Source organism: Haloarcula quadrata, assembly GCF_003634715.1.
Taxonomy (GTDB): domain Archaea; phylum Halobacteriota; class Halobacteria; order Halobacteriales; family Haloarculaceae; genus Haloarcula; species Haloarcula marismortui.
Genome location: NZ_RBWW01000001.1, coordinates 1,499,761 through 1,524,613 on the forward strand (window position 1 = coordinate 1,499,761; position 24,853 = coordinate 1,524,613).

Consider the following 24,853-nt stretch of genomic DNA (forward strand, 5'->3'; position numbering starts at 1 on the left):
GTATGCCTCTGGTTCTCAGCCGTGAGAACGGGGGCTACCAGGTGCCGTGGAAGGTGTCGAACTCCAGGGAGTCCAGTGGTTTCTCGCCGATAGCGATTTCGTACTCGCCGGGCGTGAGCATCGGCTTCTTGAACTGTGGGCCGTCGTCGGTGGTGATTCGGGGACAGCCGGTGTTAACGTAGGCGTCCATCCCGAAGTTCGTCAGCCGGTCCGGTGTCACCTCGTCCATGGTGATGAGGTAGGCGTTTTCGTTGTTTTCGACGATTTCCTCGGCCTGATCCCAGCGACCCTGGCCGATCTTGGTGCAGAAGATGACGCCCCATGACTCGGCGTCCATCGCGCGGTGGACCGCGCCGTAGCGCTGTTTCATGAACTTCTCCGTGTCGGCGACGGTGACGACGTTGTTGACGGGGTCGGCGATGACGACGTGTTTCTCCGGGTGCTCCATCGCCAGCCCAAGCGGGTGGAACTTCCCGCCACCGACATACAGCATCTGGTCGGCGTCAACGTCGGCACTGGCGTAGTTACAGCCGAGCACCTGTCCTTCGTGGGTCAGTCGCTCGTCGCCGCGCCGCGTGTGGACCGTGTAGCCACGCTCTTCCAGCCACTCGCGCATTTCGTCGAACTTGTTCATGTGCTGGGCCGTTGTCACGAGCCCCACATCAGGGTCGTCTTCGGGGTCGGCGAGCTGTTCCTCGCGGGCCTGCTCCATGATGGGGAAGACGTCGACGTTGGAGAACAGCGGGACGTAGATGATCTTGTCCGATTCTTTCATCGGCGAGTGGCCGAAGTGGACGAACACGTCCGTCCGGCGCATCATGTACGTATCGAGGTCACAGGCACCGTAGCAGGGCTGGCCCGAGAGCAACACCGTCACGTCGTCAGGCAGTTCCTCGCGGAGATCATCGGCCACAGCCGGGCCACGGCGCTTCAGCCCCTCGGGGAACTGCAGTCCCACTTTCTCTGCGTCGCGTTCCTCGACGGCCTCGACGATTCGGTCGAGTTCGTAATCCCACTCGCGGTCGTGCTTGAGCGACAGTCCAGTGTTCCGGAGGTCGCCGTCAGTCCGCTCTTGACTCATTGCACCCCTGTATCCGTTCGAGAGTCATAACCCCCGTGCTTCGATGAGCGCCAGTCACTCCATAATCTCGGCGAGTCGGCGCTCGACCCGCTCGACGTTTTCTTCTAGGTCCTGTGCCAGTCGGTGCTGGGTCTCGTTTGCGTCAGCCAGCTCGTCGATGGACTCGGACACCTCGGCGGCACGTTGGGCGATTTCGTCGATCATGCTAGCGATTTCTTCGGCGCTTGCGGCCTGGTCGTCCGTCGCCGCCGCGACTTCGCCGATGCCCTGTTCCGTCTCCGAGGTCGCGTCGACGATGGCCTGCTGGTTGTCTAGCACCGTCTCTATGTCGGTGAGTGCCTGCTGAATCGCGTCCGTCGTCTCCTCGACGTTTTCGGCGGTGCTGTCGGCCATCTTGCGGACCTCCCCGACGATGCGCTCGACTTCGTCAGCGTGCTGTTTGGACTCGTCGGCCAGTTCCTTGATCTCGTCGGCGACGACCGCGAACCCGTCGCTGTCGCTGTTGCTTCGCGCGGCTTCGATGTTGGCGTTCAGCGCCAGCATATTCGTCTGGTCCGCGATGTCGTTGATCACCTCGACGAATTCGTCGATCTCCTCGATATGGCCCCGGAGTTCCGTCGAGTCCGACGCGACCTGTTCGGCGGATTCAGTCGCGTCTTCGACGCGTTCGATGGTTTCCTCGGCTGTCTCGACGGATTCCTCGGCGAGTTCCCTGGCCTCACCGCTCTGGCTGCTCACTTCCTCGGCACTGGAGGCGATTTCCTCGACAGTCGCACTGAACCCGGAGACCTCGGACTGGACCTCATCGAGGTTTTCAGACTGCTCGCCGGCCATCTGCTTGATATCGTCGGACTGCTCGGTAACGGCCGCGGCGGAGTCGCCGATTTCGCCGACCGCTGACTCGACGTCCGTCGCCATCTGTGACTGGAGGCTCTGGAGCGCCTCACGCTGTTCGACGATATCGCTGAAATCGATCAGTAGCTCTAAGGCACCGATAGCGTCCCCGCCGGGACCCATGAGCGGAATAGCCACCGCTCGCGCGTGCGCCATCGTTCCGTCAGGCCGCTCGGCCGAACGGAACTCGTCTTCCCGGACTGGCTCCCCAGTCCTGATGACTTCCTGGGCGAGCGTCTCGTCCTGTCCCTCTGTGCCGAACACGTCGTATGCGTTCATCCCGACAGCCTCGCTCGCCGGGAGCCCAAGGATGTTTTCAACCGCCTGGTTCCAGTGCGTGATGTCGCCGTCCGCGTCGACCACGAACGCCGGCTCCGGTAAATCTGCCACAAGCGATTCGAATGCGTGAAGCCAGAACTCTCCACTGTTGTCCATAGATTCCGGCAACAGTCTGCTCGTTGTAGCTTGTTTAGCCATTATTGTAAGGACCCACGGGCAGGATATATCATTTCTGGCTGATTACAACCACTGATAACTCCGGTTCGCCATATCGAGACCGAGCAAGGCTGGCTATGTGCAACTGGAACCACAGTTCCGGGTCCTGCCCAACGTAACAGACGCAGCCTATTGTGCTAGCACTGAGGCACTGTCCTGCGTATAACAACCCGGTTTCGGCAGGCCTATACCGCCCGAGTCCATACGATACAGCGATGAGTATCGAGACCGATACCGCCGCTGACATCGACGGTGACCGCGTCGAGGCACTCGCTACAGAGTTCGGCGAAGCAATCGCCGAGCTCCCAGTGTACCAGCGATTCAAGGAGACGAAAGACGCCGTCGAAAACCATGACGAGGCGCAGGCGGCCATCAAGGAGTTCGAGCAGATCCGCGAGGAGTTCATGCTCGCCCGCCAGACCGGGAACGCCTCTCAGGAGGACCTCCGGAAGGTCCAGCAAAAGCAGGAGGAACTTCACGACATCTCGGTGATGAGCGACTATCTTGAGGCCCAGAACGAACTCGAACTGCGCCTGCAGGAACTCAACGAGATCGTGTCCGAGGAACTGGCTGTCGACTTCGGCCAGAAAGCCGGCGGTTGCTGCGAGGACTGAACCCCGGTATTTCTCGCGGTCGTACTTTTCGCCGACCCTGAAGCTGCCGGTCAGGAGCGCCGATGCCGCCGACAGCTATTGCCAGTCAGCGAAACACTTGACCGACTGAGGGTTACTCCTCGACTTCGGTTTTCACCACGACCGCTGGTCGCTCGCTCAGCCTGAGCACTTTGTCGGTGATGCTGCCGAGGAGACTCCGGTACTCCGCCGGCCGCCGCTTCGTCCCGAGCACGAGCAGATCGACGTCCGCCTCGTCGGCGGTTTCGATGATGGATTCGGCCGGTCGTCCGTGTTTCAGGGTCGTCGTTGCGTCGACGCCCGACGCCTCCGCGTCGGCCTGTATCCGGGTCAGCGTCTCCTGACCCGTCTCTTCGAGACCATGCTCGGGCCCCTCCGATTCGTCGACGTATTCGTCACCGCTGTAGGCCGTGTACACGTCCTCGTCAACGACATACAGCACGTGGAGGGCCGCACCGTGTTCCGCTGCGAGGGAAATCGCGTGGGACTCGGCGTTGGTTGAAGCTTCTGTTCCATCCGAGGCGAGGAGAATGTGATCGTACATACAGGTTGTATTTCTCTCAGTTGGTAAATAAACCGAGGGCTCCGTTCTCAGACAGCGAGAGGCCCCACGACGACCGAAAGCCATCGGCGACTGCGGAGGTCGGTTCGAATTGCTGGCCGAAGTATCCGTACAGCAGCCAGCGACCGACGGCCCGGCGTCTTCGAAACATCTTAGCGACCGGGCGTGGCATCTCCCGACATGACAGTCGAATCTGATTGGGACGACTGGCTCCCGCGTGCGGTGGAGTCGGCGACACCCGACGGACTGGCGATCTGGTATCTGGGCTGTAACGGCTTCATCGTGAAATCCAGTGGCGGGACGACCGTCTTCATCGACCCGTATCTCGGCACGGGCGACCCGCCGCGAACCGTCCGGATGGTCCCAGTGCCGTTCAATCCCGAAGACATCACCGAATGCGATGCGGTTCTGGGTACCCACGAGCATACCGACCACGTTCACGGGCCGTCACAAGCGCCGATTCTCGCCGGGACGGGCGCGGACTACTATACGACTGACAGTGGTCACGACGTTATCCGAGAGGAGGCGTGGTTGGAGAACTATAGCGTCACCGACGACCAGCTTCACGAAGTCACGGAGGGGGACACGCTCGAAATCGGCGACCTGACAGTTCACGTCGAACCGGCCAACGATCCCGACGCCGAGCACCCGGTGTCGTACGTGTTCGAACACGACGCCGGTACGTTCTTCCACGGCGGCGACGCCCGCCCCGGCGAGTTCGAGTCTGTCGGCGAGCGCTACGACATTGACGTCGGCGTTCTCGCGTTCGGGACGGTCGGGATGATCGACGACAAGGAGACCGGCGAACCGACGCGAACGCAGTGGTACAACGACGAGAACATGATTATCGAAGCCGCGAACGAACTCCAGCTGGACACCCTCATCCCGACCCACTGGGACATGTGGAAGGGAATGACAACGGAGCCGACCGTCCTGCACAACCACGCCAACAGCTTCGAGCATCCCTCGACGTTTTCAATCATTGAAATCGGCGATCGGTACGACCTCGACTGAAAGCGGTCTGCCAGTGCTGAGCAGACGGATTATCAATTCTTCCTGTCTCACGCCCTGTTCGTGTTACTGAGGTTACGTCTAACACATTATATTAATGACCGTCATATAGAAAAAAAGGCGTAAATGTTGGTCAGGTACGTACCTTTAATACTATTGCTGAGACCATACAGACCATGAGCAATTCGCAAGCCTACGACGAAGTCACTGTCGCTGCCGATGGTGTGACAGTGACCAAGCGGTTCGAGGCGGACGAGTTTCCCGTGCCCGCGATAGCGTTTAATCTCACTTCGCGGCGGTCCGTTCCGGTGACAGTCAGGCTAGTCGACACTGTTCCAGACGACGTGGCAGTCGAGGATCTGGGCTTCCACCCCGAGTACGGCAGCGAGTACTGGGACATCAACGAAAACCGGATCGCCTTCGAGAAGGAACTTGAAGCCGAAGCCGACTACACGACTGTCTACGGCATTCGTGCGACGGGCACCGACGACGTCGAGAAATTCTTGACGGAACCCGAAATCGAGAGTGTGGACCCGCCACTGGATGAAGACCAGGAGGACCTCGTCGGAGGCGGCGACGAGGCTGTCCGAGACGTCATCGCTGGTGACGCCGACAGCGTTCCCGGCCTCGAAGACGATGACGACGAGGATATCGAGACGCTCGACCTCTCGGACCCGAACAACCCGGACTCAAGTGTCGAAGCCCCCGAAGAGAGCAACGCCGCACCGGCGGACTCCGAGGTACAATCCGGCGCTGTCGTTGCGACGATGGCACAGGAAATCCGCGATCAGAACGTCTCACCCGAAGACGTGAAGCTCCTCAAGCGCGCGCTTGACGCCGTTTCTGAGGACGACAGCGACACTGGCGGCGTCAATGATGCTCGGATTCAGCGCATCCAGAGCGATGTTGCAGACCTCCGTGCGTACACCGATGCCCTCGAAGAGTTCCTCGAGGAGAACGGCACTGGCGAGGACATGATTCAGGAGTTCGGCGAGCGCCTCGATTCCTTCGAAGAGGCCTTGGAAGGGTTTCAGGACGAGGTCCAGTCGGCGACGAATACAGCCACGTCCGCCTCCGACAAGGTCGACGAGCTTTCCGGAGAAGTCGAGAGCGTCGAAGGGCAGCTTGACGATCTCGAAGACGACATCGAAGCCGTCCGCGAGGAGATTGACGATGGGAAACTCGCTGACCGGATAAACGAAACCGAATCGGAGATCGAAGAGCTCAAAGAGTGGCGCGAACAGTTGTCGTCGGTCATCGGCGGCGGCGACTAACCGAACTCGTTTTACCGGTCCCCCGTCTGTGCCTGCATAATGACGACGACGAGAGTGGCCGTCCCGCGCAAGGGCCGGCCCCTCGAAGCAGTGCTGGAGCGACTCGCCGGACGCACGGGGACGACCGACCTGGCCGACGATATCATCTCGACGCTTCGCTACGAGAAGGCCGTCACCAAAGGCAATCAGGACGCGGTCGCCGACGTGTACCATCGCATCAGCGATTACTCCTCGCTTGATGCGCCATACAAGCCAGAGTATACGCTGCTCCGTGACGACCGCGACGGGATGCCCCGACGGATCGTCTTCGACAGCGTCACTGTGCCGACCGAACACGGTGACGTCCAGCTGGTCGGCCGCGAGGAACCGTTCCGGGCGCTCCGGACACACGAGTTTGCGCTCGGGTTCGACAGCGCCGACCTCGTGCTCGAGGAAGTCGTTCAGCTTCGGGACGAACCGCTGACCGCCATCCACGAGATCAACGACCGCATCGATCCGCTGGACACCGACGTACGGGTCGTGACCGGGCTGGGCGATACAGTGTATCACACACTGCTAGCGACGCCGGAGGTCATGGACACACAGGACGGGCCTCTCGACCGGGATTTCGTCACCAACTACGAGGGTGAACTCTGTATCTCACCGCGGTACGAGCGGCTCGTTGAAGCCGTCCTCGGGACGAGTGCGCTCGATGGCGTCTCCTTTACGTATCCCACGGAGGGCGGCGAGGAAGAGGCAGATATCGCGGCGACCGGCCTCGGCGTCTACCTCACCGTTACGGGGTCGACTGCGCGGGACCACGGGCTCGAACTCGGCGAGCAGCTGTTCCCTAGCGAAACCGTCCTTCTGGAAAACGCTCACGAGCGTACCGAGACGACGGAACGGGTCGCCAGTCTGTTCGAGGAACCGGAAGAAACAGCGCTGCAGTCGATTTAGGTTCAGAGACGCCGCCGCTGAATGAGTTTCGCGGCGACGCCGACGGGCACGACGACCCACGCGACGAGTCCCGCGGCGACCATTGGCGTGGTCAGCCCGGCCTGTGCCAGCACGCTCCCGAAGCCGCCAGCGACCACGTTGACCTGTGCGAGTGCGAGCACGCGGAAGCAGTCCACGGGGTTGAGCAGTATCGCCGCGGCGATAGCGCCGGACCCGAGGTCGAACCCCGCGACGGCCCCTAGCGCCACCAAGTCGTGCAACAGCGCGACCCACAACCAGATGGCCAGTGCGGCACCGAGCGCGTGCGTTTTCGTCCGTGCGACCGTCGAAACGAGTACTGCCACGCCGAGCATCGCACAGGCGGTCAACACCGCTGCGAGGGCGACCGCCGCGTACTGGCCGACGCTGGCGAGGCCGATGTAGCGGACGGTCAACAGTGCGCCGGGAACGAAGCCGAGCAACATCGCGCCGGACAGCACCGCCGCCCGGCCGATGGCAGTGCCGACAACGACACGGCCTTTCGTGACCGGGAGCGCGAGCATGAGTTCGAGCGAGCCGCGCTCATCGGCACCGACAATGGCGTCGTAGCCGACCGCCAGTGCGGTCAGCGGCACGAGGTAAACGCCGAGTTCGGCGATAGTCGCAACCACCGCGTCAAACCGACCCGGGCCGACCGAGCTCGCGCCGAACTGGACGACTGCGGTGGTGAAGAGGCCGAACAGCAGCGCCACGCCGAGCGCCCACCGGCTCCGGACGGCCAGCCGGTACTCCCGACGAGCGATGGTCAGCAGACTGCTGTCGGCAAGCCGGGCGAACGCCGATTCGTCGGTCGTATCCGTGGCCGTATGCCCCTCGGTTCCACCGTCGTGTAACCGGGTGGCTGGAGCGTCGACCGAAACGACGCCGCCGTCGGGGGCCGGGTCCGTCGATGACTCGTCCTCGCTCATGCCGGCTCATCTCCCGAGTCCTCGGTCGCCGCCTCCGCAGCCGCTGCCGACGCTGTGCTGTCGGAGCCGGAGCCATCGCCGTTATCCGCCCCGACGGCCTCGTGGAACGCGGCTTCGAGGCCTGGTTCGCGGACCTCGAAGCGGTCGATGTTGGCCCCCTCACCAACGGCGGTCAGGAGGTCGTAGGCGTCAGCCGGCGTGGTCCGTGCCGTCACGTCCGCACCGGAGCGGCTGACGGTGGACACTGCCTCGGAGGTCCCGAGGTCGGTCGCTACGTCGCTTGCAGCCGCCTCGGACGCAAGCGACAGCGACACCGTCACCTCGTCGGCGGCAGCGCGGCGAAGCTCCTCGACTGGCCCCGCGGTTGCCACCTGTCCGTCGGCGATGATGACCGCCGCCGAGCAGAGCCGCTGAATCTCCCCGAGCGCGTGCGAGGAGAAGACGATAGTCACGTCCGTCTCGGCTGCAAGGGCTTCCACGACCTCGTGGAACGCCCGGATGCCGTCGGGGTCGAGCCCCGCGGTCGGTTCGTCGAGTATCAACACGGCCGGCTCGCCGACGAGCGCCGTCCCGAGGCCGAGCCGGCGGTTCATTCCGTTTGAGTAGCCGCCGACCCGGCGGTCCGCGGCGTCCGCGAGTCCGACAGTGTGCAGGATGCGCTCGACGTGGTGGTCTCGGTCCTCCCGGGGTACCGAGCGCATCCGGGCGTGGAAGCTGAGTATTTCGCGGCCAGTCAGGCTCGGCGGGAAGCCGGCGTGTTCCGGCAGGTAGCGCACTCGCTCGCGGACGGCGGTCCCGTCGGTCGGGTCCGCACCGGCGACTGAGACGCTCCCCTCGTCCGGTCGGTTCAGCCCGACCAGCAGTTTGAACAGCGTCGTTTTGCCGGCCCCGTTCGTGCCGAACACGCCGAGGGTGGCTCCCTGTTCGACAGACAGACTCAGTCCGTCAAGCGCCTGCACATCGCCGTACGCTTTCGATACACCGTCGACTTCAATCACGTTCATAGTAGCTCCTCCAGTTCTCGTGGGGTGGTTCGGTGAGCGGGCGGGCATCGACCACGCCGGGCGACTGAACGACTGGAACGGACGACTCAGCCAGCCGAACGGCGTCGAAGGCCGGGCTGCTGGCGAACACCCGCGCGGCGGGCTTTTCCGCAGTCACCTGCTGGACGGTCCCGGCCGGCTGGTAGCGGGTGTCGCCGACGCCGTCGTCGTCAACGTCCGTCGGGTTCGCCCGGGACCAGTAGTTCCCGACGCTCTCGTTCCAGTGGACCTGGTCGCTCATCACCGCGAACACCGGCCTGTTGTTGCGGATGAAACTGTTCTCGGTCACGGTGCCGTCGGTGCTGCCGGCGGCGATGTGGACGCCGACGTCGTTGCCGACGACGAGGTTGCCGACGATGCGGTTGCTAACGGAGTTGTAGACGAACAGCCCGTTCTCGTTGCCGACGAGGTGGTTGCCGCGGATGTCCGTGTCGTCGATACTCTTGACGAGGATACCGTGGCCGGACTGTCCGCTGTTGTTCACCGCAACGTTGTCCTCGATGACGAGGTGTTTCGACACCATCAGCGCGTACCCGACGTCGTTGTCGAAGGCGGTGTTATCCCGCAGATGCGAGTCGTCCGAGTACATGTAGTGGACGCCGTAGCGGAGGTCCCACATCGTGTTCGCGCTGGCGTTGACGTCTTTCGCCCAGTTGAAGTAGAGCCCGTCCCGGACGGTGGTGATGTCGTTGTTCCGGATGACGCTGTCCTCGGTCTTCCAGATCTGGATGCCGTTGCCGCGTCTGGTCAACTGCGTTATCTCCTCGCGGCCGACGATGGTGTTGTTCTGTATCTCGGCGTCATCGACACCGTCAAGCCAGATGCCGAAGGTCATGTCGGTCACGCGGCTGTCGCGGACAGTGATCTCGCTTGCGTTGACGAATAGCGCGGCGTCATTCGTCGCGGTGCTGTAGCCGCTGTTGCGGACCCAGATATCCGACACGGTCACACCCTGTGCTTCGACGGCGAGCACATCGCCCTCGCCATCACCGTGCAACAGCGTCGACCCGGAACCGCTCCCGGAGAGCGTGACGTTCGGCGTCCTGACGACGAGCGTCTCGTTAAAACGACCGTCGAGCGTGACGGTGTCGCCGGAGTCTGCGGCGTCGACCGCCGCCTGCGCGCTGTCGTACGTTTGGCCGTCGACCGTCGCGGTGCCGTCAGCCGACGGGGTGGTGAACGAGTCGGTGTCGGGCACGTCGGGGTCGAAGGCGAGGTCGTCGCTGCCGGTCGGGCCGGCGCTGGCCATCCCGACAGCCACGACCGACAGCACGAGCAGGACTGCGGTACCAACGGCGAACACTCGCTCGAAATCGTGGGACAGTGGGCTCATGAGTGGGTTTCTGGTTTGTCAGGTTCGGCCGCGGTGGTCGTCGGGTGATGCGGGGCGTCCTCCTCGTCGTCGGTGTCGCCGTCACGGTCCCGAACGGCGTCGGGAAGCCCGGTGAGCCCGTTGCGAATTCGGGCCGGCAGCTCGTTGAACGTCGCCGCCTGGTCGCGGTAGTAGTACGAAACCGCAAGCAGTCCGACGGCCGTGGCGGCCATGTACGCGCCGAGGCCGAACCGGGAGACGCTCGTGATGTTGGCAACCTGGTACTGCCCCCACAGCGGCGGTGTGAAGCCGGCGACACCCATCACCGGCGCACCCGGGTCGAGCGTGTGGCCGGCCTCCCAGAGCCGGTACTGGATATCGGCCAGCATCACGGTGAACACCAGCACGGTGCCGCCGAACTGGTATTTCAGGCCGCGCTTGAGCTTGTCGACGGTCGGTGCGACGGCGACGAACACTGACAGCAGTGATACGCCGATGAACGCGACGGGTCCGAGCGACCACTCGGGTACGTCGATGGCGTTCTCCTCAACGGGGAAGTTCGGCTCGACTAACACCGGGTCGGGGAAGTAGAACCCGACGTAGTGGTTCAGCCGCGCCATCTCGATGAAGTCCCCGGTCAGGTGGGGGTAGGCGTACAGGGAGACGCGGAGCGTCGTGCTGGGGTATTGCACCGCATCAACGCTGATGCGCCACATCGGGAACGCGAGCGCCGCGACGAACAGCAGCGCCGCTACCGCGGGGAGGCCCCGCCGGATCTCACGGAAGTCGTCGATGGTGGGTCGTTGCATGGCTGAACACCTCCGAAATGGGTTGTGGCGCTACCCCTCCGCCGGTTCGACGATCATCCGGCTGCGCATCTCCAAGTGCAGGGCGCTACAGAAGTACGTGCAGTAGATCCAGTACACGCCGGGGTCGTCAGCGGTGAACGTGACCTCCCGGGTGTCCTGTGGCGCCACGGCGTAATTGATGTCGTGCTCGGGGATGGCGACGCCGTGGATGATATCCTGCACGCCCTCGATGTTGGTCGTAGATAGCTTCACCTCGTCGCCCTCCTGAACCGTGAAGTCCGGCAGGCCGAACTCCGAGCGCTTGGTCGTCATCTTGACGTGGACGCTGTTCTCGCCCGTGCGCTCGACGCCCGAGTCCTCCTCGGTAATGTAGGTCTCCTCGTAGTCGTCCTTGTCGTAGACCTTCTTGGCGTCTATCTTGTCCTTGTGGGCGAACACGCAGTCGTGTGGCTCGGGGTAGGCCGGATGGTCCGCGACCAGTTCCATCTCTTTTTCACCTTGCCCGATGTGGATGAGCTGGTCGTTATCGGGCATTATCGGGCCGACCGGGAGGAACCGATCTTTCGAGAGCTTGTTGAGGCTGACGAGCCACTCTCCGTCCGGGTCGGTCGTTATCGCCTCAAGGGCCTGAATGTGGCCCGGGTTGTAGTGGACGTCCTGCTTCTCGATGATGGGGTCCTCGGACCCTTCTTCGGCCTCGACGGCGGCCTGAATGTCCCATTTGACTGTCTGAGAGTCGATGAACAGCGACGTGTAGGCGTGCCCGTTCCCATCGAAGGTGGTGTGAAGCGGGCCGAGCCCAACACGCGGTCGCCCGGCGACGACCTCATCGGGGTCGGAGGAGTCGGCCAGCGCGTTCAGGTCGAGCATCGTCACCGTCGGGGAGAGCTTCCCCGCGATGAAGGCGTAGTCGCCGTTCGGCCCGACCTCGACGCAGTGGGGGCTTTTCGGCGTCGGAATGTACTTCACGAGAGGGCGGTCGCCCTGATTCAGCGAGCTTCCCTGCGTGCCGTCGACGACGGGGATGCCGTTGACCTCCTCGTAGTTGCCGTTCTCGACAGCCTGCTCAATAGCCGGGATGTCGAAGGCCTTGACGTTGTCCCGGTCGTCCTTCGTCATGCCCTGAATGTCGGTGGCCTCCTCGCTGTTGTACGCCGAGGAGATGGCCCACCGACCCTCTTTGCCGGTGTCGACGATGTCGAGGTTGCCGTCGACCTTGACCTGCCACTGGGTCTCCATCGACTCGGGGTCGACGGCGACAAACAGCGACGTGTAGTTGTCCGGGTTCTTCGCGTCGGTCCCATCGTTTGGCAGCGGCGCGCGGAACTCGCCGTTGCCCAGCACGTACTTCGTGTCTGGCGAAAGGACACAGCACCCGTGGATGGCCTGCATGTTCGGGACGTCAGTGATTGCGTCCGTCTCGAAGTACGTGAGGTTCACGCGGGCGATGCGGCCATTGGCCTTGTCGTTGACGTACAGATACTCGCCATCGTAGTCGCCGTCCGTCTCCGAGAGGTTCGGGTGGTGGTTGTCACCCCAGCTGTAGCCACCGCCTTCCTCCAGCATCTCCTGCGTGCCGTCGGTGAAGCCATAGCCCGACGCACAGTCGGTGTTGAACACCGGAATACGGGTGAGTTCACGCATCGACGGGATGCCGATGACCCGCAGTTCGCCAGAGTGGCCGCCGGACCAGAAGCCGTAATACTCGTCGTGTTCGCCCGGCTCGACCGTGTGACTCGCACCGCTGCTCGAGGGCGTTGACTGGCTGCCAGCGCTGCTGTCGCCGCCGCTCAACGCTGAACAGCCGGCCACCGACCCCATCGCACCGGCGGCGACACCGGCTTTCATGAAGTCCCGGCGACCGAGCGAATGGCCGGGTAGTCCCAGAGAGATGTCATCATCCGTTGTCGCCTCATCGGTGGACTCGACCTCCGCCAGCACCGAATCGAGCGTTTCTTCGTACTCTTCGAGGACTTCGTTCGGGTCGCGTGGGGTTTCGTGCTTACTCATATCAGACCACCTTGATTGTGCCGACCATCCCGTTCATCTCGTGGGGGATGCAGTAGTACTCGTACGTCCCGGTCGTCTCCAGCGTGACCTCGTAGCTCTCACCTTTCGGGATATTGCCTTCCTGCCCGTTGCTGTAGCCGTCTTTCGCGGCCTGCAGGGAGTCGAACCCGCCGGATGCGAAGTAATCCGCGCCGTCGGGGATCTTGTCTTCGTAGGCCGTCACCGTGTGGCCGATGCTACCGACGTTCTCGAACGTGACCGTCGTCCCTGACTCGACTTGGATTTTCTTCGGCTCGTATGCCAGTTCGTCCGTCATTTCGACGGTGCTCGTCTCGGCCCACTCGGACCCGCTCCCGCCGTCACTGGACTCGGTCTCGCCGCCGTCTGACGCGTCACCGCCGCTCCCCGAATCGCCGTCATCGCCACTGTCGGACCCGCCGCCCGACGAACAGCCAGCCAGCGCGACTCCAGCCGCGAGACCCAGACCGCGTACGAATGTTCTACGCGTTTCCATGATAGCTCACGGCTGCAACTCGAAGACCAGCCTGTATATATAGGGAACCGCACTCTCATTTGGCAGGAAGCCGGGCGAATATGTTCGCCGGTAAATAGTGAATGGTGACTCTTCGTGACGATTGCCACAGAATACAACGACTGTGTAATCGTCTCTGGGCTCCCCGAGTTGGGTGGTGGATGCCGGCGGCCAGTTCACCGCGCTTCGGTGACGCCTACGACTGTCTGCTCTGGGGACCGCCTTCGTTCAACTGTCCACAGATTCCTGTAGCCGCGCGAGACTGGTCAACACCGGATACGTCCAGAACTGCTCTTCGTACATATACGTGCAGAACTCGTGTGTCTCGAACCGGTGAACGCTTGCGTGGAGTTGGTCTTGGCGCTCCTGAAGCAGCGCTGTAACGTCGTTTCGGAACGTCTCGCGATACCACTCAGGCACGACTGTGCTGTCGAGTGTCTCGATGATCTCCTGTAAACTGCTGTGGTACTCCTGCATCGATTCCTGTTCGATTTTGACAGCGCGGTCCAGCGAGATCCGTTCGTCGATTGCTTGCTCAGCCGCGGCCACTAGCGAGCGTTTGAGCGGCGGTGAGAACCCGACGTTCGTCTCAGGGTGAAACAGCGCTGCGTAGTCTGGCCCGAACTCGATAGCGACGTTCTCGACCAGCGATTCGTCGTACACTGACTCGTAATGGTCGACAGCCAGCACCGTGTCGGCGTAGGCGTCCCGTAGCGCTTTGACGGGGCCGGATTCGGACTGTCGACTTCGCGCACCAACGGGGGCGGAGGGCTGTTGGGCGGGGTCGACGGCACGCAGACGCTGTAGAAAGTCCTCGAGCCCGTCTTGCTCGGCTGCAAGCTCGGTATGCTCCACGTCGAGCACAGTGAGAGCCGTCTCTATCGGCTCGAGAATGTGGTCTCGCCATGTGTGCAGGAACCACTGCGTGCCGTCCTGCGCAGGCGTCGTTGACATACTAGTCTCTCGTTCAGTAACAACAATAAGTGTTTTAGTTACCCGTCAACACCACCGTGTTCTGGACGGTTATTTATAAAGGCACTCGGGACAGGAGCGTTGCGTTCGCTGTGTGTCTTGCGGTCTCGGTACATCGGCAATTCCAGTTGGAATGGAATAGCATCCGGTTCCGGGACCAAGACCTACCGATCAGATTTGGATATAAATACGTACCATCTAAAATATACGAGGGTCAAAACTCGCTACTAAATCAAAAATAGGCACATCTGTGATTATTTTTGTGTCCAACTACATCTATAAAATCGGATTATTGAGATATAATTGCGGTATCGATAGCTGAAGGCTGTCTATCTGCATGGGTAATATTAAAAACACGAATTTGGATACGTTTCGAGCGCCAGTATTTCTATATACCGGTACTCGTACAGTCTTATTGTGTCGGGTATTGACAGGTGTCGGTTGCCAGCGGCCGCTGGTTGGTCCGGCCGCTCATCGCTTACATCTGGGTTTTAAATAATGACGGCAACTCTACTCGGTAATGACCGACGACGCCGACACACAAAACACGGGCCGGCGGATACAGTCCGTGGAGAACGCCTGCGAAATCATCGAAGCCGTACAGGAGGCAAACAGCGCGACATTGCAGGAACTGAGCGAGCGAATCGAACTCTCCCAAGGAACGCTGCACACGTATCTTGCGACGCTGACCGACTGTGGCTTTCTCACGAAGGACAACGACACGTACCAGCTTCAGTCGATCACATCGGGTTAGAGTAAGCGTCTGCTTGGAGAGGATGTGCAGTCAACCCAAGCAGACAGCGAGATAGAGGAAGAGCACCTGCTTAATTTTGTCGTCAACAGTCTCGAAGAGGAGCTCACGGTAGACCTCGACGAGAACGTAGAGGTCACGACAGAGACATTGTGCGAGGTCCTCGCCGGCGCCAGCGCCGGCGGGACCTCAATCAACCACGTCTGCGAAACGACTGACGACTCACCGCACGCCAATACCGTGCGTGGACATCTTACCGATCAGTTTGAGCTTGATTCGGTTGAGGCGGTTGGAGACACACTGTTACAACGAGATGCGCTTGCGACACTGCCAGATCGACCGGTGGAGGTCTGCGCAGACCTCCACCTCGATCCCTACTACGGTGATGAGGACGAAACTGAGGCTCTGTACTCCTCACAGGCCAAGCGTGGAACAACGACGTTTCACGCCTATGCGACGCTCTACGTGCGCGTACGCAACAAGCGGTACACGCTGGCGGTTCGCCAGCTCGTCGCTGGCGAAACCACCAGCGATGTCCTCGCCGAGTTCCTGGAACTCCTTGACGGCCTTGACCTCGGCGTCAAGGCCGTCTACCTTGATCGGGGTTTCTACAACAGCACCTGTCTCAAGCTGCTGTACGCGCACAATTACGCCTATGTGATGCCGATCGTCAAGTGGGGTGAGACGATTCAAAACAAACTCAGCGAAGGCTGGAGCCGCGAGATCGAACACGATCTCGCTGGCGAGGTGGAGTTCCCTGTGTTCATCGACTGCGTGTACCAGCAGGGACGGTACGACGAACACGGGGTGGCGCGTCACGGCTACGCCGCTGACGCGCCCTTTATCGACACGCCACGAGATGCACGAGAGCACTACAGCAAGCGCTTCGGCATCGAATCAAGCTACCGATTAGCCAAGCAGAGCCTCGCTTTCACTAGTTCTCAGGATGCTGGACTGCGGTTGGTAATGTTTGTAGTGAGCCTACTGCTTCAGAACAGTTGGCGATATCTCCACTGGAGGTACGTGGCGGCGCCCCGCCGTGGGGGCCGCCGCCTCTTGCAGTGGTCGTTCACGGAGTTTTGCGAAATGACGCTCCGCGCAGCTTGGACAGCACTTGGTGTCCGCAGGACTGTTCCAGCGAACCAGCCACTTGACGACCGGTTCTTCCGGTAGCTGTCCATCTGTCCGGACAGCGGTCGTCAGTGGTGACACTGTCGCGTCGGCGGCAGTCCGCCGCCGACAGCGACGGTCCATCCCGAAAATCATGCTCACTAGCGGTTCGAAGATGCTCCACAGCTAGTTCGGTTTGGTTCACCGTCATCAAACGGGGTTACGCGGCTGTCGATGTGATCGACTGAGCTTGGCTTTCGGTTCGTCACGATGGGCGAACACGTCCGCAACGAGACAGAGCTCTACACTGCCGGCCAGAAGGAAGTCGACAAACTGGCCGACAGGTCCGGTGAGTACGTCCATCTGGTCGTCGAAAACGACGGCCGCGAAGTCGCCATCTACGAGCGGCGGGGCGAACACGCCGTCGGGATGGACTACCACCTCCAGTTGCGGGAGGCCCCACAACACCTCCACGACAGCGCTTCGGGGAAGGCAATCCTCTCGTGTCTCCCGGACGAGCGCGTTGAGAAAATAATCGACCGGGAAGGCCTTTCACAACAGACACAGCACACGATTACGGACCGAGAGACGCTCTGTGACGAGCTAGAAACAATTCAGGAGCGAGGATACGCGACAAACGACGAGGAAGAGATCCGTGGCCTCCGGGCAGTCGGTGCGCCGATTTTGGACAACGATGGGACCGTTGTTGGCGCGGTCAGTGTGACTGCACCGACCAGCCGTCTGAAAGGGGCCCGCTTCGACAGCGAAATTCCTGAGATGGTGATGGAGGCAGCGAACCTCATCGAAGTCAATCTCGAAATGACCTCGTTTGACCGGAGCACGTAACAGCGGCGTCAGACGCTCGTCGCTGTGTGTCAGCGATGACCACTAACCAACGACAGTATCCGCCCTCCAACATTTGGATAGCTCAAATCTCGGCTACGCTACTGTGACGGTGGGTCGGGGCGATTCTTCCAGCAAGGCATCCACAATAACAGTCGCACCATCGTTAGTGGCCCTGCCAGGATAGCACAGCGGGTCGAGTAGCTGTGGCTGTATGCGGTCTACGGCCGGAGACTCCGAGATTGGACCGTTGTCGCCGACATACCTCGATACAGTACTCCGCTGCTACGACGCCAAGCCTGTTTTTGACTTTCTCAAACCAGTTGCCGGCACCCTATCCGGTAGTTAGACGCGATATAGCGCGCATACAGTATCCTCTGTGCCAGCAGGCGCACCTTTGTGCAAATACTGTAATCCCTCTCAAATTGAGCATATCAAGTCCATCTAACGGCAGTATTTTACAGATAGGGCATTAGAGGTGCTTATTGTTCCCTGAGAACTGCTTGAGGAATTTTTGTTGACTTTTGCTAGTATCAAATTATCTGCCTCGAAGACAGTCCCAAATGTTTATTAACAATACCAGTATTGATGCCGATACACTGTCTCACTCCAGCCGTCGGATGTTGACAGTACATACGGACACAGCGTGCTGAACAACCCAGCGTACTCGCCCCATTGGTCCCGAGTGGGCGTACGCACCGCCAAACCTACCAACCAATCATGAGCACACAGAAGGAGCCACCAGAGCAAGCGACAGACGAGGACGAATCGCCAATCGCGACTGCCCGCCGCCAACTGGAGCGAGCGGCCGAACACCTCGACCTTTCTGAGGGGATGCTTGAACAGCTCCGTCACCCATCGAAAACTGTCGAGGTATCCGTTCCGATCCACCGGACAGACGGGAGTGTTGAAGTGTTCAACGGATATCGCGTCCAGCACTTCGAGGTCCGAGGGCCATACAAAGGCGGTATGCGATACCACCCAAGCGTCTCCGCCGAGGAGTGTACGGCGCTGGCGATGTTGATGACGTGGAAGTGCGCGGTGATGGACCTGCCCTTCGGCGGCGCGAAGGGCGGCATCGTCGTCGACCCGTCGACGCTCGACGCACAGGAGACCGAGCAGTTGACCCGCCGGTTCGCCGAGGAACTACGCGAAGTCGTCGGGCCGACGAAAGACATCCCTGCACCCGATATGGGGACCGACGAGCAGACCGTCGCCTGGTTCATGGACGCGTATTCGATGCAGGAAGGCGAGACGGTTCCCGGCATTGTGACCGGCAAGCCGACGGCAGTCGGCGGGACGCACGGCCGTGAGGAGGCACCCGGCCGAAGCGTCGCTATCGTTGCCCGCGAAGCACTCGACTACTACGATGGGAGCGTCGAGGGAGCCACTGTGGCTGTACAGGGCTTCGGCGCTGTGGGCGCGAACGCCGCACGCCTCCTCGATTCCTGGGGCGCCTCCGTTGTCGCTGTCAGCGATGTCGACGGCGGTATCTACGACGAATCCGGCCTCGATATCGAATCCATTTCCGCCGATGGTGACGAGCACGGCCAGCTGGGGGCTGTTGACGCACCACGTCAGCTATCCAACGCCGAGCTACTGGAACTCGATGTCGATGTCCTCATTCCCGCAGCAGTCGGGAACGTCCTGACCGAGGAGAACGCTGCGGACGTGCAGGCGAGCATTATTGTCGAAGGAGCGAACGGCCCGACAACGACAGCGGCCGATACAGTGTTTGAGGAACGCAATATCCCAGTCATCCCGGATATCCTCGCCAACGCCGGTGGCGTCACCGTGAGCTACTTCGAATGGCTCCAGCACATCAACCGACGGAGCTGGTCCCGGGAAGAAGTCAACGACGAACTCGAAGCCGAGATGCTCGATGCCTGGGAGGCCCTGCAGGCCGAAGTCGAGAATCGCGATGTCACGTGGCGAACGGCTGCCTATATTGTCGCGCTCTCGCGAATCGGTGACGCTATGAACGCCCGTGGGCTATGGCCGTAACAACGGATGTCGCTTCAGTCAACCCAGTCGCGAGACCGCAGTCGTCCCACGTCACCTGTCGCGGTGCTCGGTGTCCCGTTCGCCCTCGGTGCCGACCGACGCGGCGTCGACATGGGTCCGTCAGCGATTCGCTACGGCGGCCTCAGCGCCGCGCTCGATACGGCCGGCGTCGACTACACTGACGCGGGGGACCTTTCACCGCCGACGCTACAGTCCCAACCGGCGTCCGCCGACGCCAGTGCGAAGTACCTCGATGCTATCGCGGAGATGACCGACACGCTTGCCGACCGGGTGGCGACCGAAATAGCCGACGGGAGCGTGCCGCTGGTGTTAGGCGGTGACCACTCTATCGCAATGGGCACGATGCGCGGTGCGGCTCAGGCGTCCGAACTCGGCGTCATCTGGTTCGACGCGCACGGGGATTACAACACCCCGACGACCTCGCCCAGCGGCAACGTCCACGGGATGCCGCTTGCGGCCGCTCACGGCTACGGCGATTTCGCAGAGATGCCGTGGGCCACCGCCCCGAATGTCGCCGAGGAGAACACTGTCATCGTCGGCGCACGGAGTCTGGATGCCGACGAACGAGCGGTCCTCCGCGAGAGCGACATCTCCGTCTTTACGATGGCGGACATCGACAAGCAGGGTATCGGCTCAGTCACCGATGAGGCACTTGATATCGCGACTGACGGGGTCGATGACATCCACGTGAGCCTCGACCTCGATTGGCTTGACCCGGATGACGCACCGGGAGTCGGGACACCGGTTCCCGGCGGAGTCACATACCGGGAGGCACATACGGCGATGGAACGGGTCGCCGACCGCGACGCCGCCGAATCAGTGCTGCGCTCGCTCGATGTCGTCGAAGTCAACCCCATCCTCGACCAGCGCAACACGACGGGCGAGCGAGCGGCCGAACTCGCCGCCAGCGCATTCGGCAAGCGGATCCTGTAGCCCGTTTCGAACCGCAGCAAGGACCCAGTTATGCGGCCGGTACGCGGGCCCGGAACACAGTGATTTATTACTGATGATTTCGATTATGCTAGCATGGACCGCGATACTGCAGAGCCATGTGTCGATAGTATGCCTGGCCCACAGAGCAGCGAGTGGGTCGAGTACCATCACGAAACCGCCGCGCCGAGCACGTATGTGTACGACTTCGTCTGGGACATCACTGAGGACGCAATCGGTCCGTTCTGTACAGACGCGGACGGCAACGTCCTACTGGATTTCACGTGCCACGTCGCCGCGTCGCCGCTCGGATACAACAACCCGAAGGTGCTCGACCGTGCCGACGAGTTCGACATGGTCGACCCGCTGAAGATCGCCGGCCAGGACTTCTACATCAGCACCGGCGGCTCACCCGACGAAACGTCGCTACCGGGACCCGCCCACCTGATGGACAAACTGACCGATATTACCAGCCAGTACGACTTCGACACCGTCTTCCTCTCGAACTCCGGTGCCGAGGCCGTCGAGAACGCGATGAAGATCTGTTACGATAACTGCGAGACGCCGAAGTACGGCATTACCTTCGACGGCGCGTTCCACGGTCGGACACTGGGGGCGCTTTCGCTGAACCGTTCGAAATCCGTCTATCGCCGGAAATTCCCCGAAATCAGCGGGATTCACGACGTGGAGTACTCCGAGGCTGGCGTCGAGCGCCTCCGTTCGAAACTCGACGCAGACACCGGCCACATCCCGCCCGAGGAAGTCGCGTTCCTCATCCTCGAGCCGATACAGGGCGAAGGCGGCTATCGCGTTCCGAATCCCGAGTTCCTCTCGGCCGTCGACGACCTCTGCCGGGAACACGATATCCCGATCATCGCCGACGAAATCCAGTCAGGAGTCGGCCGCACTGGCGAGATGTGGGCCGTCGACCACTACGACATCGAACCGGATGTCATCACGAGCGCGAAAGCGCTCCGGGTCGGCGCAACCGTCTCCCGGTCGGACATCTTCCCGTCCGAAACGTCGCGGCTCTCCTCGACGTGGGGGGCCGGCGACATCCTCGGCTCGATGCGCGGCGCGCTGACTCTTGCTGCTATCGAGGACCACGACCTGCTAGATAACGCCGCCGAGAAGGGGACGTACTTCATGGATCGGCTCCGCGAAGTCTCGGCGGGCCGTTCGCTGGTCGAAGACGTGCGCGGCCTCGGCCTGATGACCGCGCTGGAGTTCGATACGGCTGATCGACGCGACGCCGTGATGGAAACCGCGCTCCAGCACGGCCTCCTCACGCTCGGTTGTGGCCAGAAATCTCTCCGACTCCTCCCGCCACTCGACGTTACCGAGCGCGAACTGGAACTCTGTCTCGACATCCTCGATTCGGTGTTTACCGAGGTTGCAGGCGCTGTCGCGTCCGCCTGACCCTCGCTATTTCTGCGGTAACCGAAATGTTAAAATATGACTGATTCGACTGTGGCACTATGCCACGAGAGGCACGCGTAGACAGACGGAGGTATCTGCAGGCAATCGGTGGTACTGTCGCGACCCTGTCGGTCGCTGGCTGTCAGTCGGACAGCGGGGACTCACAGACGCTCACCGCGGGCACAGCGCCGGGCTTTCCGCCGTTTGAGATGAAACAGGACGGCGAACTCGTCGGCTTCGACGTCGAGTTGCTGGAAGCCGTTGTCGCGGCGACGGAGTACGAACTGAGCGGCTGGGAAGAACTTGAATTCAAATCACTCATTCCAGCGCTGAACAACGGGAACGTCGACGTGGTCGCGGCGGGCATGACGATAAACGACGAACGCGACAAAGCCATCGACTTCTCCGACCCGTACTACAGTTCGAATCAGGCCATCATCGTCCGGGAGAACGGGTCGTTCTCACCGTCGTCGCTGGAAGACCTCTCTGAGGCAGCGGTCGGGGCACAGAAAGGGACGACCGGTGAATCCGTCATCAAGGATCAGCTCATCGAAGCGGGGACGATTCAGCAGTCCCAGTACAACGCGTACGGTAACTACGGACTCGCCGTCGAGGATTTGCTAAACGAAAACGTCGACGTCATCATCATCGATGTCCCCGTCGCGAACTCGTTCGTGGCAGACCGCCCGATCAAGTCTGCGTTCGTCCACGAGACTGGTGAGCAGTTCGGCTTCGGGATTCAGTCCGGTAACGACGAGCTTGCGGGCGCGCTCAACAGCGGGCTAACCACAGTCGAGGACGACGGGACGTACCGAGACCTGACCGAGAAGTGGTTCGGACAGAAGTGAGGCCATGGCAGCAATCCTACTCCAGACTGCCGACTGGCTGTTCGTTGTCGATAACATGGGGCTGTTGCTCGGCGGGACAGCTGTCACCGTCGCGCTTACCGTAGCCAGTATTCTCCTTGGATTCGCCATCGGGTTCCCGGCCGGTGCGATAGAGGTGTACGGCTCGGACAGAGCCCGTCGGCTGGTCGAACAGGTCGGGGTTGTCCTTCGTGGCACGCCGCTGCTTGTCATCATCATGATCCTGTACTTCGGCCTGTCCGTTTCCAGTAGCGCGTTCGTCACGGCGACCATCGCACTCGGACTCCGGAGCGCCGCCTACCAGTCCCAGATCTTCCGCGGTGCGCTCCAGAGCGTCGACGATGGGCAACTGGAAGCGGCACGCGCCGTCGCAATGTCCCGGTTCGAAGCGATTCGGCACGTCGTCGTCCCGCAGGCGCTGCGCCGGAGCGTTCCGGGCTTCCAGAACGAGTTTACTATCGTCCTCAAGGACACGAGCATCGCTATCGTCATCGGTATTGGCGAACTCCTAACGACGGGCCAGAACCTCTACGAAGGCGGGCAGTCGACTGCGGCACTCGAGATATTCCTCGCCGTCAGCCTCGTCTACTTCGTGCTGACGTTCGCGACGAACCGGTCGCTCGACAGACTCAGCGACTACTACGCGGTACCGGAGGGAACGACATGACACAGCCACTACTCTCAATCGACGACCTGCACAAGTCCTACGGGAGCGAAGAAGTACTGGAAGGCGTTGGCCTCGAGATGGATCAGGGCGACGTGACGGTCCTCATCGGGCCCAGTGGTTCGGGAAAATCCACGTTGCTCCGATGTGTGAATCGGCTAACCGAGATCAACAGTGGCCGGATTGCGCTCGACGGGGAAGACGTGACTGGGGCAGACACCGACGTCAACGAACTGCGAAAACAGGTCGGGATGGTGTTTCAGGATTTCAACCTCTTTGCGCACCTGACTGCGCTCGAAAACGTCACGCTCGGCCCAAAGAAAGTACTCGGGATGGACGCTGCTGACGCCGAGGCCGCCGGACGGACGCATCTCGAACAGGTCGGATTGCTGGAACAGGCGGACTCATACCCCGCCGAACTCTCTGGCGGACAGAAACAGCGCGTCGGCATCGCTCGCGCACTCGCGATGGACCCGGAACTGCTGCTGTTCGACGAGCCAACCAGCGCGCTCGACCCCGAACTCGTTGGCGAGGTCGTTGAGGTGATGCGCGACCTCGCAGCGGAGGGCATCACGATGCTCGTGGTCAGTCACGAGATGGATTTCGCCCGGTCGGCCGCGTCTGACATCGTGTTCCTCGATGACGGCGAGGTCGTCGAACACGGCCCACCGGAGCAACTGTTCCAGAACCCCACAGCGGACCGAACCGAGCAGTTCCTGAGCAGATTGCACGCGCACGAGGAAACGGCATGAGCACAGCTGAATCCACAACATCACCGCTCCGGGACCGCGTCGGGACGGTTTTCACCGTCCGTCCACTCACAATCGGCCTGACGCTGTTCTGGATCTGGGTTCTGGCCCGGTGGACTACCGATTTCGTTCTCGCAGGAGTATTTGGACTCGACCGTGGCACACCGTTTCTCCCGGCGGCCCCGTTCCTGACAGCAGCGGATACCGTCGCATCGCTCGCCGCGCCGCTCGGTGCCGCCGGAGCGCCGCTGGCATGGTTCGCTGAGACGCTCCAGTTCGCCGCCGACGCGACGGCGTACCTGCCGGCGCTGGCACATGGCATCTGGACGACGGTCCTACTGACGGTCTTCAGTGTCTGTCTCGGATTCGCGCTGGCGCTCCCGCTCAGCGTCGTTCGCGTGTACGGAGGGCGGTGGGCACGGTGGCTCGCCCTATCCTACACTGAACTCATCCGCGGAACGCCGCTGCTCGCCCAGTTGTTCGTGCTTTACTTCGCGACCTCACTCACGCAGGTTCTCAGAGGCGTCCCGGGGGTCGGTGTCGGATTCATTCCAGCACAGGCGTTCTGGGTCGCCGTTATCAGCTTCACGCTGAACAGCGCCGCCTACCAGTCCGAATATCTGCGCGCGTCACTGGACTCGGTCGACGGCGGCCAGTTGACTGCCGCACGCGCAATTGGGCTCTCGAAGCTCGAAGGGATACGGTACGTTGTCGTTCCACAGGGTCTGCGACTCGCGCTTCCCAGCTGGACGAACGAACTCGTGTATCTCATCAAGTACTCCTCGCTGGCGAGTTTCATTACTGTTCAGGAACTGTACGGCAGGACAAGCACCCTCGCTAACGAGACGTACCAGTATACAGAACTGTTTGTGCTGGTGGCGATACTGTACCTGGCCCTCGTTGTGTCGGCATCAGCACTGATGGACCGCGTCGAATCGCACACTGCAACCGCCGGTGTCGGACACACTAGACAATGACCACTCTCT

Annotated in this window: 23 protein-coding genes and 1 pseudogene; 14 read left to right on the forward strand and 10 right to left on the reverse strand. The window is 61.6% G+C overall.

Going from position 1 to position 24,853, the window contains the following annotated elements; translation table 11 throughout:
• Positions 1-34: 34 nt before the first annotated feature.
• Complete coding sequence (gene dph2 / locus BDK61_RS07735) at positions 35-1,081, reverse strand: diphthamide biosynthesis enzyme Dph2 (RefSeq protein WP_007189913.1); 1,047 nt, start codon at positions 1,079-1,081, stop codon at positions 35-37.
• A 54-nt stretch (positions 1,082-1,135) separates the two neighbouring features.
• Positions 1,136-2,410, reverse strand: a complete 1,275-nt coding sequence (locus tag BDK61_RS07740) for a methyl-accepting chemotaxis protein (protein ID WP_121302923.1) — start codon at positions 2,408-2,410, stop codon at positions 1,136-1,138.
• 275 nt (positions 2,411-2,685) lie between these two features.
• Here BDK61_RS07740 and BDK61_RS07745 point away from each other — a divergent pair, with 275 nt between their 5' ends.
• On the forward strand, positions 2,686-3,084 hold the full coding sequence (locus BDK61_RS07745; protein ID WP_121302924.1) for a YlbF family regulator: 399 nt from the start codon (positions 2,686-2,688) through the stop codon (positions 3,082-3,084).
• Positions 3,085-3,196: 112 nt separating this feature from the next.
• Here BDK61_RS07745 and BDK61_RS07750 read toward each other — a convergent pair whose 3' ends face one another.
• The gene (locus BDK61_RS07750) at positions 3,197-3,646 is read right to left on the reverse strand and encodes a universal stress protein (protein ID WP_121302925.1); all 450 of its coding nucleotides are present in this window, start codon (positions 3,644-3,646) and stop codon (positions 3,197-3,199) included.
• A gap of 198 nt (positions 3,647-3,844) precedes the next feature.
• Between BDK61_RS07750 and BDK61_RS07755 the strand changes: the two genes are divergently transcribed.
• The 3 genes from BDK61_RS07755 (at position 3,845) to BDK61_RS07765 (ending at position 6,885) form a co-directional block, all read left to right on the forward strand.
• A complete protein-coding gene (locus BDK61_RS07755; RefSeq protein WP_004962174.1) occupies positions 3,845-4,678 on the forward strand; it encodes an MBL fold metallo-hydrolase in 834 nt (277 codons plus the stop codon).
• A gap of 173 nt (positions 4,679-4,851) precedes the next feature.
• Positions 4,852-5,949 carry a coiled-coil domain-containing protein gene (locus BDK61_RS07760; RefSeq protein ID WP_004962171.1) on the forward strand — a complete coding sequence of 366 codons (1,098 nt, stop codon included), beginning with the start codon at positions 4,852-4,854 and terminating at the stop codon, positions 5,947-5,949.
• 39 nt (positions 5,950-5,988) lie between these two features.
• A complete protein-coding gene (locus BDK61_RS07765; RefSeq protein WP_007189908.1) occupies positions 5,989-6,885 on the forward strand; it encodes a hypothetical protein in 897 nt (298 codons plus the stop codon).
• A gap of 2 nt (positions 6,886-6,887) precedes the next feature.
• Here BDK61_RS07765 and BDK61_RS07770 read toward each other — a convergent pair whose 3' ends face one another.
• From BDK61_RS07770 to BDK61_RS07800, 7 genes are all read right to left on the reverse strand, one after another.
• Positions 6,888-7,832, reverse strand: coding sequence for an ABC transporter permease (locus BDK61_RS07770; RefSeq protein WP_121302926.1), 945 nt, complete (start codon positions 7,830-7,832; stop codon positions 6,888-6,890).
• Positions 7,829-8,836 (reverse strand): ABC transporter ATP-binding protein, encoded by a 1,008-nt coding sequence (locus BDK61_RS07775; RefSeq protein WP_121302927.1) that lies wholly within the window; start codon positions 8,834-8,836, stop codon positions 7,829-7,831. Before BDK61_RS07775 ends, BDK61_RS07770 begins: the two co-directional genes overlap by 4 nt.
• Positions 8,823-10,208, reverse strand: a complete 1,386-nt coding sequence (locus BDK61_RS07780) for a right-handed parallel beta-helix repeat-containing protein (protein ID WP_121302928.1) — start codon at positions 10,206-10,208, stop codon at positions 8,823-8,825. Before BDK61_RS07780 ends, BDK61_RS07775 begins: the two co-directional genes overlap by 14 nt.
• Positions 10,205-10,996: a hypothetical protein gene (locus tag BDK61_RS07785; protein WP_121302929.1), complete on the reverse strand. Its 792-nt coding sequence runs from the start codon at positions 10,994-10,996 to the stop codon at positions 10,205-10,207. Before BDK61_RS07785 ends, BDK61_RS07780 begins: the two co-directional genes overlap by 4 nt.
• A 30-nt stretch (positions 10,997-11,026) precedes the next feature.
• Positions 11,027-13,006 (reverse strand): TAT-dependent nitrous-oxide reductase, encoded by a 1,980-nt coding sequence (gene nosZ / locus BDK61_RS07790; protein WP_121302930.1) that lies wholly within the window; start codon positions 13,004-13,006, stop codon positions 11,027-11,029.
• Between the two features lies 1 nt (position 13,007).
• Positions 13,008-13,520 carry a plastocyanin/azurin family copper-binding protein gene (locus tag BDK61_RS07795; RefSeq protein ID WP_007189902.1) on the reverse strand — a complete coding sequence of 171 codons (513 nt, stop codon included), beginning with the start codon at positions 13,518-13,520 and terminating at the stop codon, positions 13,008-13,010.
• A 246-nt stretch (positions 13,521-13,766) separates the two neighbouring features.
• A complete protein-coding gene (locus tag BDK61_RS07800) occupies positions 13,767-14,492 on the reverse strand; it encodes a DUF7260 family protein (RefSeq protein ID WP_007189901.1) in 726 nt (241 codons plus the stop codon).
• Between the two features lie 538 nt (positions 14,493-15,030).
• Here BDK61_RS07800 and BDK61_RS07805 point away from each other — a divergent pair.
• The 10 genes and pseudogenes from BDK61_RS07805 to BDK61_RS07855 all read left to right on the forward strand — a co-directional run bounded on the left by BDK61_RS07805 (position 15,031) and on the right by BDK61_RS07855 (position 24,844).
• A complete protein-coding gene (locus tag BDK61_RS07805; RefSeq protein ID WP_244209728.1) occupies positions 15,031-15,264 on the forward strand; it encodes a helix-turn-helix domain-containing protein in 234 nt (77 codons plus the stop codon).
• A gap of 24 nt (positions 15,265-15,288) precedes the next feature.
• A complete protein-coding gene (locus BDK61_RS07810; protein WP_121302321.1) occupies positions 15,289-16,434 on the forward strand; it encodes an ISH3 family transposase in 1,146 nt (381 codons plus the stop codon).
• Between the two features lie 183 nt (positions 16,435-16,617).
• Positions 16,618-17,217, forward strand: a pseudogene (locus BDK61_RS07820) (IclR family transcriptional regulator); the annotation flags it as partial.
• 717 nt (positions 17,218-17,934) lie between these two features.
• Positions 17,935-19,218, forward strand: a complete 1,284-nt coding sequence (gene gdhB, locus BDK61_RS07825) for a glutamate dehydrogenase GdhB (RefSeq protein WP_121302931.1) — start codon at positions 17,935-17,937, stop codon at positions 19,216-19,218.
• Positions 19,219-19,224: 6 nt separating this feature from the next.
• Positions 19,225-20,172 (forward strand): arginase, encoded by a 948-nt coding sequence (rocF, locus tag BDK61_RS07830; protein WP_004962144.1) that lies wholly within the window; start codon positions 19,225-19,227, stop codon positions 20,170-20,172.
• 93 nt (positions 20,173-20,265) lie between these two features.
• Entirely contained in the window at positions 20,266-21,588 is a 1,323-nt protein-coding gene (locus BDK61_RS07835) for an aspartate aminotransferase family protein (RefSeq protein ID WP_121302932.1), read from the forward strand.
• Between the two features lie 59 nt (positions 21,589-21,647).
• A complete protein-coding gene (locus BDK61_RS07840; protein ID WP_121302933.1) occupies positions 21,648-22,436 on the forward strand; it encodes a transporter substrate-binding domain-containing protein in 789 nt (262 codons plus the stop codon).
• Positions 22,437-22,440: 4 nt separating this feature from the next.
• Positions 22,441-23,121: an amino acid ABC transporter permease gene (locus tag BDK61_RS07845; protein ID WP_004962136.1), complete on the forward strand. Its 681-nt coding sequence runs from the start codon at positions 22,441-22,443 to the stop codon at positions 23,119-23,121.
• Positions 23,118-23,870: an amino acid ABC transporter ATP-binding protein gene (locus BDK61_RS07850; protein WP_004962134.1), complete on the forward strand. Its 753-nt coding sequence runs from the start codon at positions 23,118-23,120 to the stop codon at positions 23,868-23,870. The genes BDK61_RS07845 and BDK61_RS07850 overlap by 4 nt, the downstream gene beginning before the upstream one ends.
• Complete coding sequence (locus BDK61_RS07855) at positions 23,867-24,844, forward strand: amino acid ABC transporter permease (protein WP_004962132.1); 978 nt, start codon at positions 23,867-23,869, stop codon at positions 24,842-24,844. The genes BDK61_RS07850 and BDK61_RS07855 overlap by 4 nt, the downstream gene beginning before the upstream one ends.
• The last annotated feature ends 9 nt before the right edge of the window (positions 24,845-24,853 follow it).

Coding starts and splice junctions, on each gene's coding strand:
- BDK61_RS07760 (WP_004962171.1), top strand. CDS start 4,852: ATGAGCAATTCGCAAGCCTACGACGAAGTCACTGTCGCTGCCGATGGT.
- BDK61_RS07745 (WP_121302924.1), top strand. CDS start 2,686: ATGAGTATCGAGACCGATACCGCCGCTGACATCGACGGTGACCGCGTC.
- BDK61_RS07845 (WP_004962136.1), top strand. CDS start 22,441: ATGGCAGCAATCCTACTCCAGACTGCCGACTGGCTGTTCGTTGTCGAT.
- nosZ (WP_121302930.1), bottom strand. CDS start 13,006: ATGAGTAAGCACGAAACCCCACGCGACCCGAACGAAGTCCTCGAAGAG.
- BDK61_RS07750 (WP_121302925.1), bottom strand. CDS start 3,646: ATGTACGATCACATTCTCCTCGCCTCGGATGGAACAGAAGCTTCAACC.
- BDK61_RS07755 (WP_004962174.1), top strand. CDS start 3,845: ATGACAGTCGAATCTGATTGGGACGACTGGCTCCCGCGTGCGGTGGAG.
- BDK61_RS07840 (WP_121302933.1), top strand. CDS start 21,648: ATGCCACGAGAGGCACGCGTAGACAGACGGAGGTATCTGCAGGCAATC.
- BDK61_RS07850 (WP_004962134.1), top strand. CDS start 23,118: ATGACACAGCCACTACTCTCAATCGACGACCTGCACAAGTCCTACGGG.
- BDK61_RS07770 (WP_121302926.1), bottom strand. CDS start 7,832: ATGAGCGAGGACGAGTCATCGACGGACCCGGCCCCCGACGGCGGCGTC.
- dph2 (WP_007189913.1), bottom strand. CDS start 1,081: ATGAGTCAAGAGCGGACTGACGGCGACCTCCGGAACACTGGACTGTCG.
- BDK61_RS07800 (WP_007189901.1), bottom strand. CDS start 14,492: ATGTCAACGACGCCTGCGCAGGACGGCACGCAGTGGTTCCTGCACACA.
- gdhB (WP_121302931.1), top strand. CDS start 17,935: ATGAGCACACAGAAGGAGCCACCAGAGCAAGCGACAGACGAGGACGAA.
- BDK61_RS07835 (WP_121302932.1), top strand. CDS start 20,266: ATGGACCGCGATACTGCAGAGCCATGTGTCGATAGTATGCCTGGCCCA.
- rocF (WP_004962144.1), top strand. CDS start 19,225: ATGTCGCTTCAGTCAACCCAGTCGCGAGACCGCAGTCGTCCCACGTCA.
- BDK61_RS07780 (WP_121302928.1), bottom strand. CDS start 10,208: ATGAGCCCACTGTCCCACGATTTCGAGCGAGTGTTCGCCGTTGGTACC.
- BDK61_RS07740 (WP_121302923.1), bottom strand. CDS start 2,410: ATGGACAACAGTGGAGAGTTCTGGCTTCACGCATTCGAATCGCTTGTG.
- BDK61_RS07775 (WP_121302927.1), bottom strand. CDS start 8,836: ATGAACGTGATTGAAGTCGACGGTGTATCGAAAGCGTACGGCGATGTG.
- BDK61_RS07785 (WP_121302929.1), bottom strand. CDS start 10,996: ATGCAACGACCCACCATCGACGACTTCCGTGAGATCCGGCGGGGCCTC.
- BDK61_RS07805 (WP_244209728.1), top strand. CDS start 15,031: ATGACCGACGACGCCGACACACAAAACACGGGCCGGCGGATACAGTCC.
- BDK61_RS07855 (WP_004962132.1), top strand. CDS start 23,867: ATGAGCACAGCTGAATCCACAACATCACCGCTCCGGGACCGCGTCGGG.
- BDK61_RS07795 (WP_007189902.1), bottom strand. CDS start 13,520: ATGGAAACGCGTAGAACATTCGTACGCGGTCTGGGTCTCGCGGCTGGA.
- BDK61_RS07765 (WP_007189908.1), top strand. CDS start 5,989: ATGACGACGACGAGAGTGGCCGTCCCGCGCAAGGGCCGGCCCCTCGAA.